This window comes from Polaromonas sp. YR568 (assembly GCF_943371715.1).
In the GTDB taxonomy this organism is placed as follows: domain Bacteria; phylum Pseudomonadota; class Gammaproteobacteria; order Burkholderiales; family Burkholderiaceae_C; genus Polaromonas.
The window spans coordinates 1-15,530 of the sequence record NZ_CALRVW010000030.1; the positions used below are offsets into that span (position 1 = coordinate 1).

A 15,530-nucleotide genomic window follows, 5' to 3' on the forward strand; every position below is an offset into this window, starting at 1 on the left:
CGAAAGGAGAAACAATACCGTCGACGTTAGACTTATCCACAATCGAGTAGCCCGGCTACTCCACCAAAGGTGGGGTCAAAATTAAATGGAAAACCGGGGTCAGGATTTAGTGGAAATCAACAGCCATGACTGAACTGTGCCGCTTGGGCAAAGTCCCGGCAATTCTCTGGCTTACCGTTGGTAGTTATCCGGAGTTACCACTTCGCGTTGTCGTCAGGCAGCTTTTGAGGCTGTGGCGATAGTGCCGGTGGCGGGTTATCCAGGTCGACTTTCTGTGTCGTACCCCAATCCGCATTGCCAGCGCTGCGCTTCCACCGCGCACGTGTGTCGGTCTTGCTCTGTCGAAGTGGAGGGAGTTCCTTTTCTACTAGCTTCAAGTAGCCGCGGTCCTCCCCCATGAACTCTGCCGCCATCGCCCACAGTTCACTCAGTCTTCTGGGGGTGGTTCCCAACTCCTCGGCCAACTCAATGCCGGACATCTCCGGGTTAGAGGCGACGGCGTCGGCGTACCGCAAGCAAAGTAGAAGCGTGTCTACTGCAATGTCCTTTCCGCCCTGATTCGGTTTGTGCTCCAACGGGTTGCCGTTATCGAAGGCAGCAGCTTCCAAAATAGCGGCCAACTGCCCCAACTGGCGCACCAAGATATCGCGTCGCAGCCCAATATAGAGGTCAAAGACCACTGCAACTTGGTTGACCCCAGCCCGTATGACAGTCGTGCCGTCCGACTGTCCGACGATGGTGAATGCCTGCAGGGGCAGCCATCGAGGCGCCTCTCGACCGACCGTTGACGCCGAGGGCCCTTGAGCTTGCAAATATGGTACGAGAGAGGACAAGCCCCATTCGACTGCTGACGCCGAATGCCCGGCATCAACTTCGGCCTGATACTTTTTCGTGCGCCGCAGGAATTCCCACGCCCACTGGCTGGGCCCCGTGTCGCGCAAGTGGTCATAGGAGGAACAATTCTTCCAGTGAGGGTTGCCGCTGAACCACGGCAGTTCCCGTTGCTTACCTCGCTTACGCGGAGTGCTGACAGCGATCATGATTTCCAGGACGTGCAGTACGCCCCCCAGTCTTCCATCATCGAAAATCGCTTGTCGTACAAGTCCGAGCGCGCGTAGGCTGCTGCCACGCGATCTGGAATTTTGTGCGCAAGCGCGGCCTCGGCAGTCCTAAAGTCGTGGTTTGTCTTTTCGCCAATCCAGTCGCGAAATGTACTGCGAAAACCATGCACGGTCGCGTTTTCGGCGCCCATGCGCCGCAGCAACATCGCAAGCGCCATATTGCTCAATGGGGAATCTTCGGCTCCGCTAGGAAAAATGTAGTCCCCTTTCTGAAACGTCTTCACGGTCATTAAGATTTCCAGCGCCCTCTCAACGAGTGGTACGCGGTGCGTTTTCGCAGCCTTCATTCTTTCCTTCGGAATGACCCAGAGGCACTCTTCTTCGGAGATTTCAGACCATTTCGCGTTAAGCACTTCAGAGGTCCGGCACGCCGTAAGAATCAGGAATTCGAGCGCCCACCGAGCCATACCATCCTGCGCAGACAGGGACTTCATGAACCCCGGGATCTTGGAGTGGGGTAGCGCCGCGTGATGCTTGTCCGCCCTTTGTTCTGGGGTTGAACGCGCGAGCAAGTGTTCTAGGTGCCCTTTGTATCGCGCCGGATTCTCGCCGGTTCGATATCCCAAAGCGGTCGCCCAATCGATGACCGCCTCGACTCTTCCGCGGACACGGGAGGCCGTCTCCTTTTTGGCTAGCCAGATCGGCTGCAGGATTCGCACCAGGTCTTGTGTGGTGATCGCCGAAATCTCTCGCATCCCTATGACGGGGAATGCATAAGCTGTCAGCGTGTTCTCCCATTGCTGGGCGTGCTTCGATGACTTCCACTCGGCTCTGTGGTCGGCAATGTATTTGGCCGCGCATGCATTGAAGGTCGTGCCTTTCAATTTGCGCAGTCTCGAAACCGCCTCCAACGACCTCTTAGTGGCAAGGGGGTCCTCCCCTTCGATCAGCAGTCTCCGGTACTCCTGAGCTAGTTTTCGCGCTTCGTGGAGACTGATCTGCGGATATGCGCCCAGGCCAACCGCGGTTGGACGGCCGTCCCGCATGTAGCGATGCAGCCAAGACGCTGATCCGGTCTTTGATATTTGGAGCGTCAGGCCACCGCCGTCGCCAAGCAGGATGACCTTGCCTGAGTCGTCGGCGGCTGCTTGCCTCGCCCCTTTCAGGACGGATTCGATTTTCAGATCGGAAAGTTTCTGGAGCCTAACTCGCATTGTTCCTCCACGATACCAGCATCTTTGGGCGAATCAACTATCAAAATCCGACTATCAAAATGCGTGAGATCTAAATGGACAGCACGTCAGAGCAGGTCGGGACAATAGTGGACAAGTCTTGGCCATCTTCATTGCGGCCATGACGGCAATGTTCGACATTCATGGACAACCATGGAAACGCATTGCGCCGACACCCTCTCCGCCAAGAACCGGTTTGATGTAGTCCAACATAGACCCCCAAAAGCCCCGCAAGCCCAGTGTTTACGGGGCTTTTTTGTGCGCGTGTGCCGCAGACAGCCCCTTCGGGGCAGATGAATTGCGCTGATCGGGTTGGTGGGGCGGCTACATCGGCATGCCCGCCGCTAAACTGCAGCCATGAATTCAGCCGCCCTGCCTTTGCCCGCTGACAGCCCTCACGTCGTGGCAGACATCGCCGCGCGTGATGACTGGGTAGAGGCCAAGCTGACGCGCAACTTCATGCGCAACGCGCGGCCGGCGCTCAATTCGACCGGGCTGGTGATCCCCGTCATCGTGGTTGTCCTTTACAACAACGTCAACCATTGGGGTTTGCTGCTCTGGACGCTGGCGGCGGTACTTATCCTGGTCATTCGCTACCGGGTGGTCCAGATCTACCAGCGCGACTATGCCGACTCCGGCATTGCCCAGCAGCGGGCCTTCATCGCGCGTTATGGCTGGACCTGGCCTTTGGGTGGCATGGTCTGGGGCGCGTCGATGTTTCTGTACTTTCTCAAGGCGCCGGTCTTTGACCAGTTCATCTGCCTGATCGTGCTGGTGGGCATGGCGGGTTTTTCAGTGGGTGCGTTGGCTGCGTGCCTGCGCTGCTTTATCGGGTACATCAACGGGCTGGCTTACACCATCCTGGCCGCGTTGGCCTGGAGCATGGCGGTAGAACGGCCCTTCCCGGGCACCCTCACGACCTATGCGCTGGTGGTGCTGGTGCTGATCTACTGGTCGGCCGTCCGCATGGCTGGGCAACGCCTGAACCGCGTGCAGCGGTCCAACTTGGAGTTGCAGTTTGCCAACGCGCAACTGATCGCCTCGCTGACCGAAAAAACACGCGTGGCGCTGGAGGCGGTCGAAGCCAAAAGCCGGTTTATTGCCAGTGCCGCCCACGATTTGCGCCAGCCGGTGCATGCCCTCAGCCTGTATGCCGACTGGTTGCGCGCCGAGCCGGAACTGGTGCTGCAGATCACGCCGAAAATTGTGCAGTCCACGCAGGCCGTCAACGAGCTGTTTAATTCGCTGTTTGATCTGGCCAAACTCGATGCCAGCGTGGTCGAGGTGAACTGGCAGCGGGTGGACCTGCCGTCACTGGTCGGGGAGCTGGAGTTGCAGTACGCCCCGCTGGCGAAGGAGAAGGGGCTGGACCTGCGCACCCATGTGCTTGCAGGGGCGGTGCGCTCCGACCCGGTGCTGCTCAAGCGGTTGCTCGGCAACCTGCTGTCCAATGCGATCCGCCATACCGAACTGGGCGGCGTGTTGCTGGCGGTCCGTCCGGGCGAGGACGGCTGGCGTGTGGAGGTGTGGGACACCGGCGTCGGCGTTGCACCGGAGCACCAGCAGGCGATTTTTCAGGAGTTTTACCGCGTGGCCAAACACCACGGCACCGAGGAAGGCTTCGGGCTGGGGCTGGCCATCGTCTCGCGGTTGTGTGAGGCACTGAACCATCGCCTGAGCATGAAGTCAACGCCCGGACAGGGGACGGTGTTCCGGCTGGACATGGAGGCTTTTGACGACGGGGAGCTCGCCCGCGGGCGGCCTGACAGCCACCATTGAAATTGAAGGGCGCCCTGGCGCAGAGGCTAGAGCAGGCCTTGGGTACGGGCCAGGTGGCTGGCCTGTGAGCGGCTTTTGACATTGAGCCTGCGAAACAGGCGCCACAGATGAACCTTCACGGTGTGTTCGCTGATCTGCAGTTCGGCGGCAATGTCGCGGTTGCTCATGCCTTTGTCCAGCATCACCAGCAGCTGCTTCTGGCGTTTGGACAGCTTCTCGGGTTCCGTGTTGGCCTCGGGGTCGGCGCTGTCGTCCAGAAAGGTTTTCAGGACCTTGGCGATCTCGGTCGCGCCGACGGATTTTTCAATGTACACATCGGCGCCGGCTTCCAGCGAGAGGTCCTGGTAGTCCTGTGCCGGGGCCGCTGACAACACCACGATAGGCACCTCGGGAAACTGCTGGCGCAGCTCCCGCACGCCCGATACGCCGTGGGTGTCCGGCAGCTTGAGGTCCAGGCAGATGATGTCCGGGATGCCATGCTGTTCCACGGCCGGGCCAATGGCCGCCAGCCTGTCGAGCTCAGTAACGATCGCTTTGGTATGCAGACGGCGAATAAGCATCACCACGGCTTCCCGCATGAGAGGGTGGTCATCGATGACAAAAATACGCATGGAGTCTGGCGGTAAAAGAGTGAAAGTCTGTCAGTGACTGGAACAAAAAGTAAGCATACCTGCGGACTGTCAAGTTGGCGAGTAAGCGATAGATTTTAAGTCCGGAATTAATTCACGGTCTGGAGCCGAGAACTGATCCTTTCTTCTTACTTTCTTTCTGCTGCGCCGCTCTCCCGCGTGTCTTTTGACGACCTCTTCCCGATTTTCAGGACCGTGCATCGACCAGTTGCTGCAGGGCCGAATCCAGTGCTGCCGCGGTGATGCCGGGCAGGGGCTGCAGTTTTTCCCGCAAACCGTCGAGTGCGCTGGCGCCCTGGGTTTGCAGCAGGCCAATCGCCTGCGCAGCTTCCTTGGGCGCATCGAAGCCGTGGCTTTGCAGCAACAGCTGGCCCTGAGGGTCGAGCAGTTTGAAGTGGAACTTGCCATCGGCCTCCCGGTATTGCTTGAAGACTGGCAGGGAGGTCTTGGCGGCCTTCGCCGTGGGGGCGGCGCTCGTCCGAGCGCCGAGGTTGCGCAGGCCCACCGCGTGGCGCAGTTCGCGCATGAAGGGGGCCGCGAGCTGGCGTGCCTTGTCGGCACCGGCCTGCAGGATGGCTTCTATCCTGGCGGGATCTTTCATCAGCGCCTGGTACTGGGCACGCATGGGTGCCACTTCCTGGTCAATCCGTTCAAACAGGCGCTGCTTGGCGTCGCCCCAGGCAATACCTTCGCTGTAAGCCTGGCGCAGCGCAGCGGTTTCGGTCTCGCTGGCAAACGCCTGGTAGATCTGGAACAGGGCCGAGCCCTCGGTCTCCTTGGGCTCGCCCGGGGCGCGCGAGTCGGTGACGATGCCGGCGATGAGTTTTTTCAGCTGCTCACGCGGCGTGAACAGCGGAATGGTGTTGTCGTAACTCTTGCTCATCTTGCGGCCGTCCAGGCCCGGCAGCAGCGCCACCGACTCCTCGATCAGCGCCTGCGGCAGCACAAAGTGTTCGCCGTAGAGGTGGTTGAAACGCTGCGCCATGTCGCGCGCCATCTCGATGTGCTGGATCTGGTCGCGCCCGACCGGCACCTGGTGGGCCTTGAACATCAGGATGTCGGCGCCCATGAGCACCGGGTACATGAACAGGCCCGCGCTGACGTCGGCGTCGGGGTCGTTGCCCGCCGCCGTGTTCTTGTCCACCGAGGCCTTGTAGGCATGGGCACGGTTGAGCACGCCCTTGGCCGTGACGCAGGTCAGCAGCCAGGTGAGTTCGGGAATCTCGGGAATGTCGGACTGGCGGTAAAAGGTCACGCGTTCCGGGTCCAGCCCGGCGGCCAGCCAGCTGGCGGCGATCTCCAGCGTGGACTGCTGGATGCGCGCCGGCTCGTCGCACTTGATCAGCGCATGGTAGTCGGCCAGGAAATAAAAACTCTCCGCGCCGGCGCCGGTGCTGGCGGCGACCGAGGGACGGATCGAGCCGACATAGTTGCCCAGGTGCGGTGTACCGGTGGTGGTGATGCCGGTGAGAAAGCGCTGGGGCGAAGGCGAAGTGGCGGGGCGCGCGATGGCGTCGGAAGGCTTGTTTGTCATTATTTGTCCAGGGTCATTGCACCAGCATCGCCAGAGGCGTCAGCACGATTTCAAGAAGGGCGTAGGTCAGCGTCATCAGCGGTCGCATCCACAGGTTGGTGATCACGCCGGCAATCACCAGCGCCATCACGATGAAGAAGCCCCAGGGCTCCACGCGCGAGACCAGCATGGCCTGTTTCCAGGGCAACAAGCCCACCAGCACGCGCCCGCCGTCCAGTGGTGGCAGCGGGAACAGGTTGAACACCAGCATCACGACGTTGACCAGAATACCGGCCTGGCACATCTTGATGAAAAACGGCTCGCTGATGCCTGCGCCCTGCAGCAGGTAGAGCGCGATGCCCCACAGCAGGGCCTGGACCAGGTTGGCGCCCGGGCCGGCCAGCGCCACCCAGACCATGTCGCGTTTGGGGTTGCGCAGATTGCCGAACTGCACCGGCACCGGTTTGGCGTAACCGAACAGAAAGGCGCCCGAGGTCGCAAAGTAAAGCAGCAGCGGCATCAGGATGGTGCCCACCGGGTCGATGTGTTTGACCGGGTTGAGGGTCACGCGGCCCAGCATCCAGGCCGTGTTGTCGCCAAAGTGCCGGGCCACATAACCATGCGCCGCCTCGTGCACGGTGATGGCGAACAGCACCGGCAGGGCGTAGATGGCGACGGTTTGAATCAGGTTGGCAAAGTCCATGGGGCAATTGTCTCATTGGCGGTATGCCCCCATGTTCGCTCGCTGCGCGTAGCTCTCTGCCCCCCCGGGGGGCGCTGCGCCTGCGGCCCGGCAGAGCCGGTTCCGCGGCCCCTGCTTGAAGGGGATGGCGCGTTGGTGAATTGCGTTCTGTGTGCTACAAGCCCAACGCCGCCAGGCTGCCGCTGCCGAGCCGTATGACGACCGGGTCCTCCCCCTGGCCCATGGGCGTCAGGTCGATCACCGTGGTGGCCTCCTGGGGACAGGCGCCGGCGTCGATGACCGCCGCCAGGTCGTGTTCCATCTGGTCGCGAATCTCGCCAGCGTCGTTCAGTGGCTCGGTCTGGCCCGGCGGGATCAGTGTGGTGGCCAGCAGCGGCGCGCCGTGCAGCTCCAGCAGCGCCTGCAGGGTCTTGTGCCCGGGCACCCGCAGGCCGATGGTCTTGCGCGAGGGGTGGCTCAGGCGCCGCGGCACTTCCTTGCTGGCCTCAAGGATGAAGGTGTAGGGCCCGGGCGTGGCGGCCTTGATCAGGCGGAACTGCTTGTTATCGACCCGTGCGTAGTTGGCCAGCTCGCTGAGGTCGCGGCACAGCAGCGTCAGGTGGTGTTTGTCGTCCACGCCGCGGATGCGGCGCAGGCTGTCGGCGGCGGTTTTGTCGTCGAGGTGGCAGACCAGCGCATAGCTCGAATCCGTGGGCACGGCAATGATGGCGCCGCGTGTCAGCAGCGCCACCGCCTGTTTGAGCAGGCGCACTTGTGGGTTGTCGGGGTGAATCTCGAAATACTGGGCCATGGTGTGTGTTTCGCAAGGGTGTCAGGACTCTGCCGGCCGCACACTGAACTCTTTCAGCACACGGCTTTCGCGCGCGGTCAGCCAGGCTCCTAGCGCGCCGCAGATGGCAATCATCAGCATGCCAATCATGGACCAGCCGTCCGGCACATGGGAAAAGGCGATCCAGCCGCCCACCATCGCAAAAGCGATCTGGGCGTACAGGTAGGGCGTGAGGGTGGCGGCTGGCGCCCGCATGTAGCCCAGAATCAGCATGAAATGCCCGACGGTGGCCGCCACGCCCATCAACAGCAGCCAGCCCCACAGCGACCAGGAGGGCAGCGCGATCCACACAAACGGCAGGGCCAGCGAGGCCAGCAGCGTGCCGACCCAGCCGGTGTACAGGTGCATGGTGATCGGGTCTTCGGTTTTGGCCAGCCGGCTGGTGAGCACCTGGAAGCCGGTGTTGGTCGCGACCATGCCCAGCGGCAGCAGCAGGGCCCAGGTGAAGTCTTCGCCGCCGGGTCGAATGATGATCAGCGTGCCGGCAAAACCGCCGAGCACCAGTGACCAGCGCAGGACCGAGACTTTTTCACCGAGCGCGGTGGCGGCCAGCAGCGTGATCAGCAGCGGCACGATGGCGCCGATGGCGGTGAACTCGGCCACCGGCATGTATTTCAGGCTCAGGAAGGCGAACAGGCTGCTGAGCAGCAGAAGCAGGCCGCGCAGGCACTGGAATTTCGGGTGGGCGGTGCGCAGCACGCTGAGACCGCGCAGCGGCAAGACCACGGCTGTGGTGGCGACTGCCTGGAAAAAGTAGCGAAACCACAGGGCCATCAGCAGCGGCACGCTGGCACTGACAAACTTGGTGGTGGTGTCCAGCGTGGCAAAAAAGCTGGTGGCTGCAATGACCAGCACAATGCCCGCCAGGGCCGAAGGCGCGCGGTTCACCGGATCCGGTCTTCCAGAAGCTCCCAGACGGGGGTCAGGTGACCGGGCAGAAAGGGCAGGGTGCCCAGGTCGGTGTGGCTTTCGTCGGGACTGTGGAAGTCGCTGCCGCGCGAGGCGGCCAGGCCGAATTCGATGGCAGTTTCGGCGTATTTCACGTATTCCTGCGTGCTGTGGCTGCCGGTCACCACTTCCACCGCCTGCCCGCCATGGGACTTGAATTCGGTGAACAGCGCGTATTCTTCGTTGGGGGTGAATTTGTAACGCCCGGGGTGCGCGATCACCGCCACGCCTTTGGCGCTGGTGATCCAGGCCACCGCGTCCTGCAGGCTGGCCCAGCGGTGCGGCACGTAGCCGGGTTTGCCTTCGGTCAGGTACTTGCGAAACACCTCGGAGGTTTCCCTGCAGACACCGGTCTCCACCAGAAAACGCGCGAAGTGGGTGCGCGAAATCAGGTCCGGGTTGCCGACAAACTTCAGCGCGCCTTCATAGGCACCGCGAATGCCGGCCTTCGCCAGCGAGTCGGACATTTCCATGGCGCGCTGTTCGCGGCCGCCGCGCGTGTTGCGCAGGCCCTGCTGCATGGCCGCGTCGTCGGGATCGAAGCCCAAGCCGACGATGTGCACGGTTTCGCCGGCAAACGTCACCGAAATTTCCGTGCCGGTCAGGTAGTGCATGCCGTGCGCCCGGGCCGCCGCCGCGGCGCGGTGCTGGCCGCCGATCTCGTCGTGATCGGTCAGCGCCCAGAGTTCGACGCCGTTGGCCTTGGCCCGTTCGGCCAGTGCCTCGGGGCTCATGGTGCCGTCCGACACCACGGAGTGGCAGTGCAGGTCGGCGTTCAGAATGTTTTGAGGGGTCACCCGGCCATTTTAGGCTTTATGCCCTGTTGGCGTTGTGTACCGCGCCATGGCCTACCATGGCAACTCCTCCTGAACCGCAACGGATTTGCCCATGATCACTGTCCATCACCTGAACCACTCCCGCTCGCAACGCATCCTCTGGCTGCTGGAAGAACTGGGCCTGGACTACGAGATCCAGCGCTACGAGCGTGACCCCAAGACCATGCTGGCGCCGCCAGCGCTGCGCGCTGTGCATCCCCTGGGCAAGTCGCCGGTCATCACCGACGGCGAGCTGACCCTGGCCGAGTCGGGCGCCATCATCGATTACCTGGTCGAGCGGTATGGCGCCGGGCAGCTTGCGCCGGCGGCGGGAACACCGGCGCGGCTGCGCTACACCTACTGGCTGCATTACGCCGAGGGTTCGGCCATGTCGCCGTTGCTGCTCAAGCTGGTGTTCGACAAGATAGAAAAAACACCCATGCCGTTTTTTGCCAAGCCAATTGCCAAAGCGATCAGCGCCAAGACCAAGGCAGCCTTCATCGAGCCGCAGATCAGGCAACACCTGGATTATCTGGAAGGGGAGTTGGGGAAAAGCACCTGGTTTGCCGGTGAGGCGTTCAGCGGTGCGGATATCCAGCTGAGTTTTGTGCTGGAGGCAGCGGCGGCGCGCGGCGGGCTGGACGCCAGCCGTCCGAAGCTGATGGCTTTTCTGGAGCGCATTCATGCCCGGCCAGCCTACCAGCGGGCCATCGCGCGCGGCGGGGAATACACCCTGCTGCACTGAATATTCAAGTCTTTTGTGCCTTCAGCCCTTGAAAGACGGGCGTAAACAGCTATCGATTCGATAGCGTGTCCGGCGCCCGCGCCGATTTCAGCGAAAGCCGAAGTAGGACAGGATGAAGCCGATGATGACGATCAGGCCGACGATGTAAATGATGGTGTTCATGTTTTCCTCTGGGCGGTTGCTGGATGCACCGGGGGGCACACCTTCTGTCCCAGATCATGACCGGGTCGGCGGTTTCCGGCTGTAGGCTGCCCCTGCCTGCGGCCGTCAGACAAGGGCTACGCTTGTGGTTGGGGGCTGGCGGCCAAAAGTGCCTAAATTTCCGCCGCCTCCACCAGAAATCGCACCCGTTTGATGCCCTGCCATTCATCGGCGTCGAGCCGGAAGGCGAGTTTGACGCGCGCCGGCAGCGACTCGGTATGGCCGAACCAGATGCCATCCACCGGCTGGCCCTGGTGTTTGAGCTTGAGCGACAGGTGTTTTTCGCCGACCAGCCGCTGCGAGACGACCTCGACCTCCTCGCTGAAGGTGGGCGCCGCAAAACCCTGGCCCCAGACCTCTTTGTGCAAGGTGTCGACCAGGTCGGCGCGCCGGTATTCGGGCGCCAGTGGGCCGTCGGTGTCGAGGCGGCGCAGCAAGGTGGCGGCGTCCAGCCACTCGTGCGCCACCTGCTGCAGCGCCTGCTCGAACACCTCGAAGTGTTCCTCTGCAATCGTGCAGCCGGCCGCCATCGCGTGGCCGCCGAAACGCAGCAGGACGTCGGGGTGGCGTTTGGCCACCAGGTCCAGCGCATCGCGCAGGTGAAAACCGGCAATCGACCGGCCCGAGCCCTTGAGCTCGTGTTCCTTGCCCGGCGCCTGGCTGGCGGCAAACACAAAGGTCGGGCGGTGCAGTTTGTCCTTGATGCGCGAGGCCACGATGCCGACCACGCCTTCGTGGAAGTCAGGGTCGAAAATGGCGATCGCCGGCGGCGGCTCCTCGTCCTCGTCGATCATCGCGTCGGCCGCGTACTGCGCCTGCTCGCGCATGCCGGCCTCGATGTCGCGCCGCTCGCGGTTGATGCCGTCCAGGGTTTTGGCCAGCTCGTCGGCGCGGCCCGCATCGTCGGTCAGCAGGCACTCGATGCCCAGCGTCATGTCGCTGAGCCGGCCGGCGGCGTTGATGCGCGGGCCGACGGCAAAACCAAAGTCGAAACCGGTGGCCACCGCCGTAACTCGCCCGGCGGCGGTGAACAACGCCGCCAGGCCGGCCGGCAGGGCGCCGCTGCGTATGCGCTTGAGGCCCTGCGCCACCAGGCGCCGGTTGTTGGCGTCGAGCCTGACGACGTCGGCGACGGTGCCGAGGGCGACCAGCGGCAGCAGGGTGTCCAGCTTCGGCTGATTGCTCGCGTCAAACACGCCGCGTTGGCGCAGCTCCGCGCGCAGGGCCAGCAGCACATAAAACATCACGCCGACCCCGGCCATGGCCTTGCTCTCGAACGTACAGCCGGGCTGGTTCGGGTTCACGATCACGTCGGCGTCGGGCAGCACGATGGCACCGTCCCTGAGCGCCGGCAAGTGGTGGTCGGTCACCAGTACCTGCATGCCCAGGTCGCGCGCGCGCGCCACGCCGTCGATGCTGGCGATGCCGTTGTCCACCGTGACCAGCAGGTCGGCGCCGGTGGCTTTGACGCGCTCGGCAATCGACGCGGTCAGCCCGTAGCCGTCAACCACGCGGTCCGGCACGATGTAGCCGACCTGGGTCGCGCCCAGCAGGCGCAGGCCGCGCAGGGCCACGGCGCAGGCAGTGGCACCGTCGCAGTCGTAGTCGGCCACCACGCAGATTGTTTTGTTCGCGGCGATGGCGTCGGCCAGCAGCACGGCGGCTTCCGGTGTGCCCTTCATGGACGCGGGCGGCAGCAGCCGCGCCAGGCCGTCGTCGAGTTCGTCGGCGGTGCGCACCCCGCGCGCGGCATACAACTGCGCCAGCAAGGGGTGGACGCCGGCCTGCTGCAACGCCCACACGCTGCGCGGCGGTGCTTCGCGTACTATTATTTTCATAGCTGCTCGAGCAGGACTGACAAGGACTGCTGGCCAAAAAGACTTTTCATGCGGGAGAAGATTCCGGTGGAGGTGGTTTCAAAGGTCAAGGCGTTGCGTTCGCCGCACAGGCTCAGCCGGACGCTCGCACCGCCTTGCTGCAAGGCGAGCAGCCGCGCGCCTTCGCTGGCATCAAGCGCCGTCCAGGCTTGTGTATAGGCAGTCCAGTCGTCGCTGAAAGCGGCTTGCGCCAGGCTGCGTGAGACCGTGGTGTCGGGGGGCACCCGGGCATGAAAGGAGTCAGGCAGGGCGCCGCTGCCGCTGATCCAGAAGGAGTTGACGGCCAGCTGCCTTCTTGCTGCACGCGCATCGTTGACCGCATGGGTGTAGAGCAGCATCTGCATCTCGTTCTGCAGCAACCTCATTGCGCGCCCGGGAACGCCGCCGGGCAGCCAGGGGTCCACATTGCGGCCCAGCACGCGGTCCAGCGAGGCACTCGGCAGGTCGCGAAACAGCTCGCCTTCGGCCAGCCAGCGTGTCGGCGCCGCATGGTGCAGCGTGATGCCATAGGTTTCGAAATAGGGCTGCATGGCCACCAGCAGCGTGCGCGATTCGGCTTCGGACAGGTCCAGCGCGGCCGGGTCGGTCATGGTGGCGTGTTCGCGGCCCATGGCCCAGTGGCAGGGTGTGATGAACGCCCAGGCCCTGGCCCCCGGCGCGCCACCGCCCTGCAGTTGCTCCCAGGCGGCCCAGGGGATCAGGCCGTCGGGCGCGGGCAGGCCCAGCCCCCGGGCCAGCACCCGCTCGTGCGGCGGCGACAGTGAGCGCACATCGCCGCTGTCGGTGTGGGCCAGCTTCATGCCCTGCAGCAACTTGCCCAGGTGACGCGTGGCGGTGGCGGGCAGAGCCTGGACGGCGGGCAGCCACGCATCGGAGGCGCAGGCGGCAAAGGGCAGCACCCAGTGGTGTTGGGGCGGGGGGAGGGAGGCGGGCATCCCCTTATTGTCCGGGAAGGCGCAACGGGATGCCACAATTGCCCTCATGCAAATCCCCTACGAACTGATTCTGGGCTGGCGTTACACGCGCGCAGGCCGCGCCACGCGGCGCAACGGGTTTATTTCCTTCATTTCGGGCGTTTCCATGCTGGGCATTGCGCTGGGCGTGGCGGCGCTGATCATCGTGCTCAGCGTGATGAACGGTTTCCAGAAGGAAGTGCGCGACCGCATGCTGGGCGTGATCTCGCACATCGAGGTGTTTGCGCCCAATGGCGCCGCCCTGCCCGATGTGCAGAAAACCCTGGCCGAGATCCGGCAGAACCCGAATGTGGTCGGCGCTGCCAGCTTTATTGCCGCGCAGGCGCTGCTGGCCCGCGGCGAGGACATGAAGGGCGCGATCGTGCGTGGCATCGACCCGGCGCTGGAGGGTCAAGTCACCGATCTGGCGGTCGACCTCAAGGACACGGCCCTGCCCAAGCTGGTGGCTGGCGAGTTCGGCGTCGTGCTGGGCAGCGAGCTGGCCCGTTCGCTGGGTGTGCGTGAGGGCGACCAGGTGACGCTGATTGCGCCCAGCGGCCAGGTGACCCCGGCCGGTGTGGTGCCGCGCCTGAAACAGATGACGGTGGTGGGGGCGTTTGACTCCGGCCACTTTGAGTACGACTCGGCGTTGGTCATGCTGCACCAGGACGACGCCGCAAAAATTTTCCGCCTCGAAGGCCCGACCGGCATACGCATCAAGCTCAAGGACCTGCACCAGGCGCGCGAAGTGGCGGCCGAGTTGTCGCGCAGCCTCAGCGGCGATTTGCTGATCCGCGACTGGACGCGCCAGAACAAGACCTGGTTTGCCGCCGTGCAGCTGGAAAAACGCATGATGTTCATCATCCTGACCTTGATCGTGGCTGTGGCCGCTTTCAACCTGGTCAGCACGCTGGTGATGACGGTGACCGACAAACGCGCCGACATCGCCATCCTGCGCACCCTGGGCGCCAGCCCGAAAAGCATCATGGGCATCTTCATGGTGCAGGGCGCCATGGTCGGCGTGATCGGCACGTTCTCGGGGCTGCTGCTGGGGCTTGGCATCGCGCTCAACATCGATGTGATCGTGCCCGCGCTGGAGCGGCTGCTCAACGCCAGCTTTCTGCCGAAAGACATCTACCTGATCAGCCGGATGCCCAGCGACCCGCAATACGCCGACATCATGCCGATCGCCGTGATTGCGCTGGTGCTGGCCTTTCTGGCCACCATTTATCCGAGCTGGCGCGCCAGCCGTGTGAACCCTGCAGAGGCCCTCCGCTATGAGTGAAAAGACTTCTGCAAATCCGATTCTCGGGCGCATAGCTTCGTTGCGCGGTGCTCGGAATCCTCACGTACCTGGGTACGTTCCGGTGTCCTGCGCTCCGTGCGCCTCACTCTGCATCCCGACAATCAAATTTTCAGAAGCCTTTTGGGGATACGCATGAGCGAGATAGTTTTGAAAGCCCAAGGCCTGACCAAACGCTTCCACGAAGGGCCTATCGACTTGACCGTGCTGCACGGCGTGGACCTGCAGGTGATGGCCGGCGAAACGCTGGCGATTGTCGGCGCCTCTGGTTCCGGTAAAAGCACCCTGCTGCACCTGATGGGCGGGCTGGACGCACCCACCAGCGGGAGCGTCGAGCTCAAGGGGCAACTGATGTCCTCGCTGTCGGCGGCCGAACAGGGCGATCTGCGCAACCGGCACCTGGGCTTTGTGTACCAGTTCCACCACCTGCTGCCTGAGTTCAGCGCGCTCGACAACGTCGCCATGCCCTTGTGGATTCGCGGCGAAGACCGCGAGAAAGCGGCGCAAACCGCCACCGCCATGCTGGCCAGCGTGGGCCTCAAAGACCGCATCCACCACCGCCCGGCCGAACTCTCGGGCGGCGAGCGCCAGCGCGTCGCGATTGCGCGTGCGCTGGTCACCCGGCCGGCCTGTGTGCTGGCCGACGAACCGACCGGCAACCTGGATCGGACCACCGCCGACGGCGTGTTCGAGCTGATGCTGCAACTGGCCCGCGAGCACGGCACCGCCTTTGTGATGGTGACGCACGACGAGACTCTGGCCGCGCGTTGTGGCCGGCGTTTCAGGCTGGTGTCAGGGCGCTTGTCGGAATGGGCCTGAGCGCGCCCCTGCGGGTGGCCAGTCCCGCGCAAGGGCATTAATAGGCCTCCCGCCCTGAAAAGGGCCGGGCGTGCATAATCTTGGGTCCCCTCGTAGCCCGCGCCTGCGCTTTTCCCTGCCGGT

14 protein-coding genes are annotated in these 15,530 nt (G+C 63.5%); 4 read left to right on the plus strand and 10 right to left on the minus strand.

All coding sequences use genetic code 11. The features are described from left to right. Nucleotides 1-194 precede the first annotated feature (194 nt). Nucleotides 195-1,040 carry a DUF6499 domain-containing protein gene (locus AAG813_RS17210; protein ID WP_341917007.1) on the minus strand — a complete coding sequence of 282 codons (846 nt, stop codon included), beginning with the start codon at nucleotides 1,038-1,040 and terminating at the stop codon, nucleotides 195-197. Continuing rightward, nucleotides 1,037-2,275: an integrase arm-type DNA-binding domain-containing protein gene (locus AAG813_RS17215; RefSeq protein WP_341917009.1), complete on the minus strand. Its 1,239-nt coding sequence runs from the start codon at nucleotides 2,273-2,275 to the stop codon at nucleotides 1,037-1,039. Before AAG813_RS17215 ends, AAG813_RS17210 begins: the two co-directional genes overlap by 4 nt. Before the next feature lie 375 nt (nucleotides 2,276-2,650). Here AAG813_RS17215 and AAG813_RS17220 point away from each other — a divergent pair, with 375 nt between their 5' ends. Beyond that, nucleotides 2,651-4,072 (plus strand): HAMP domain-containing sensor histidine kinase, encoded by a 1,422-nt coding sequence (locus tag AAG813_RS17220; protein WP_341917010.1) that lies wholly within the window; start codon nucleotides 2,651-2,653, stop codon nucleotides 4,070-4,072. A 26-nt stretch (nucleotides 4,073-4,098) separates the two neighbouring features. On the opposite strand, the gene AAG813_RS17225 is transcribed toward AAG813_RS17220, so the two are convergent. From AAG813_RS17225 to AAG813_RS17250, 6 genes are all read right to left on the minus strand, one after another. Then, nucleotides 4,099-4,683: a response regulator transcription factor gene (locus AAG813_RS17225; protein WP_341917011.1), complete on the minus strand. Its 585-nt coding sequence runs from the start codon at nucleotides 4,681-4,683 to the stop codon at nucleotides 4,099-4,101. A gap of 205 nt (nucleotides 4,684-4,888) precedes the next feature. Continuing rightward, nucleotides 4,889-6,235, minus strand: coding sequence for a tryptophan--tRNA ligase (locus AAG813_RS17230; protein ID WP_341917013.1), 1,347 nt, complete (start codon nucleotides 6,233-6,235; stop codon nucleotides 4,889-4,891). Nucleotides 6,236-6,248: 13 nt separating this feature from the next. Further along, entirely contained in the window at nucleotides 6,249-6,917 is a 669-nt protein-coding gene (locus AAG813_RS17235; RefSeq protein WP_341917015.1) for a site-2 protease family protein, read from the minus strand. 154 nt (nucleotides 6,918-7,071) lie between these two features. Further along, nucleotides 7,072-7,707 (minus strand): L-threonylcarbamoyladenylate synthase, encoded by a 636-nt coding sequence (locus AAG813_RS17240; protein WP_341917017.1) that lies wholly within the window; start codon nucleotides 7,705-7,707, stop codon nucleotides 7,072-7,074. A gap of 21 nt (nucleotides 7,708-7,728) precedes the next feature. Then, entirely contained in the window at nucleotides 7,729-8,634 is a 906-nt protein-coding gene (locus AAG813_RS17245; protein ID WP_341917018.1) for a DMT family transporter, read from the minus strand. Further along, the gene (locus AAG813_RS17250) at nucleotides 8,631-9,491 is read right to left on the minus strand and encodes a 3',5'-nucleoside bisphosphate phosphatase (RefSeq protein ID WP_341917019.1); all 861 of its coding nucleotides are present in this window, start codon (nucleotides 9,489-9,491) and stop codon (nucleotides 8,631-8,633) included. The genes AAG813_RS17245 and AAG813_RS17250 overlap by 4 nt, the downstream gene beginning before the upstream one ends. A gap of 91 nt (nucleotides 9,492-9,582) precedes the next feature. On the opposite strand from AAG813_RS17250, the gene AAG813_RS17255 reads away from it, so the two are divergent. Next, nucleotides 9,583-10,254 carry a glutathione S-transferase gene (locus AAG813_RS17255; protein ID WP_341917020.1) on the plus strand — a complete coding sequence of 224 codons (672 nt, stop codon included), beginning with the start codon at nucleotides 9,583-9,585 and terminating at the stop codon, nucleotides 10,252-10,254. 314 nt (nucleotides 10,255-10,568) lie between these two features. On the opposite strand, the gene recJ is transcribed toward AAG813_RS17255, so the two are convergent. Then, nucleotides 10,569-12,293, minus strand: coding sequence for a single-stranded-DNA-specific exonuclease RecJ (gene recJ / locus AAG813_RS17260; protein ID WP_341917021.1), 1,725 nt, complete (start codon nucleotides 12,291-12,293; stop codon nucleotides 10,569-10,571). Further along, complete coding sequence (locus tag AAG813_RS17265) at nucleotides 12,290-13,267, minus strand: hypothetical protein (RefSeq protein ID WP_341917023.1); 978 nt, start codon at nucleotides 13,265-13,267, stop codon at nucleotides 12,290-12,292. The genes recJ and AAG813_RS17265 overlap by 4 nt, the downstream gene beginning before the upstream one ends. Before the next feature lie 46 nt (nucleotides 13,268-13,313). Between AAG813_RS17265 and AAG813_RS17270 the strand changes: the two genes are divergently transcribed. Continuing rightward, nucleotides 13,314-14,570, plus strand: a complete 1,257-nt coding sequence (locus tag AAG813_RS17270; protein ID WP_341917025.1) for a lipoprotein-releasing ABC transporter permease subunit — start codon at nucleotides 13,314-13,316, stop codon at nucleotides 14,568-14,570. Between the two features lie 153 nt (nucleotides 14,571-14,723). After that, a complete protein-coding gene (gene lolD, locus AAG813_RS17275) occupies nucleotides 14,724-15,407 on the plus strand; it encodes a lipoprotein-releasing ABC transporter ATP-binding protein LolD (protein ID WP_341917026.1) in 684 nt (227 codons plus the stop codon). The last annotated feature ends 123 nt before the right edge of the window (nucleotides 15,408-15,530 follow it).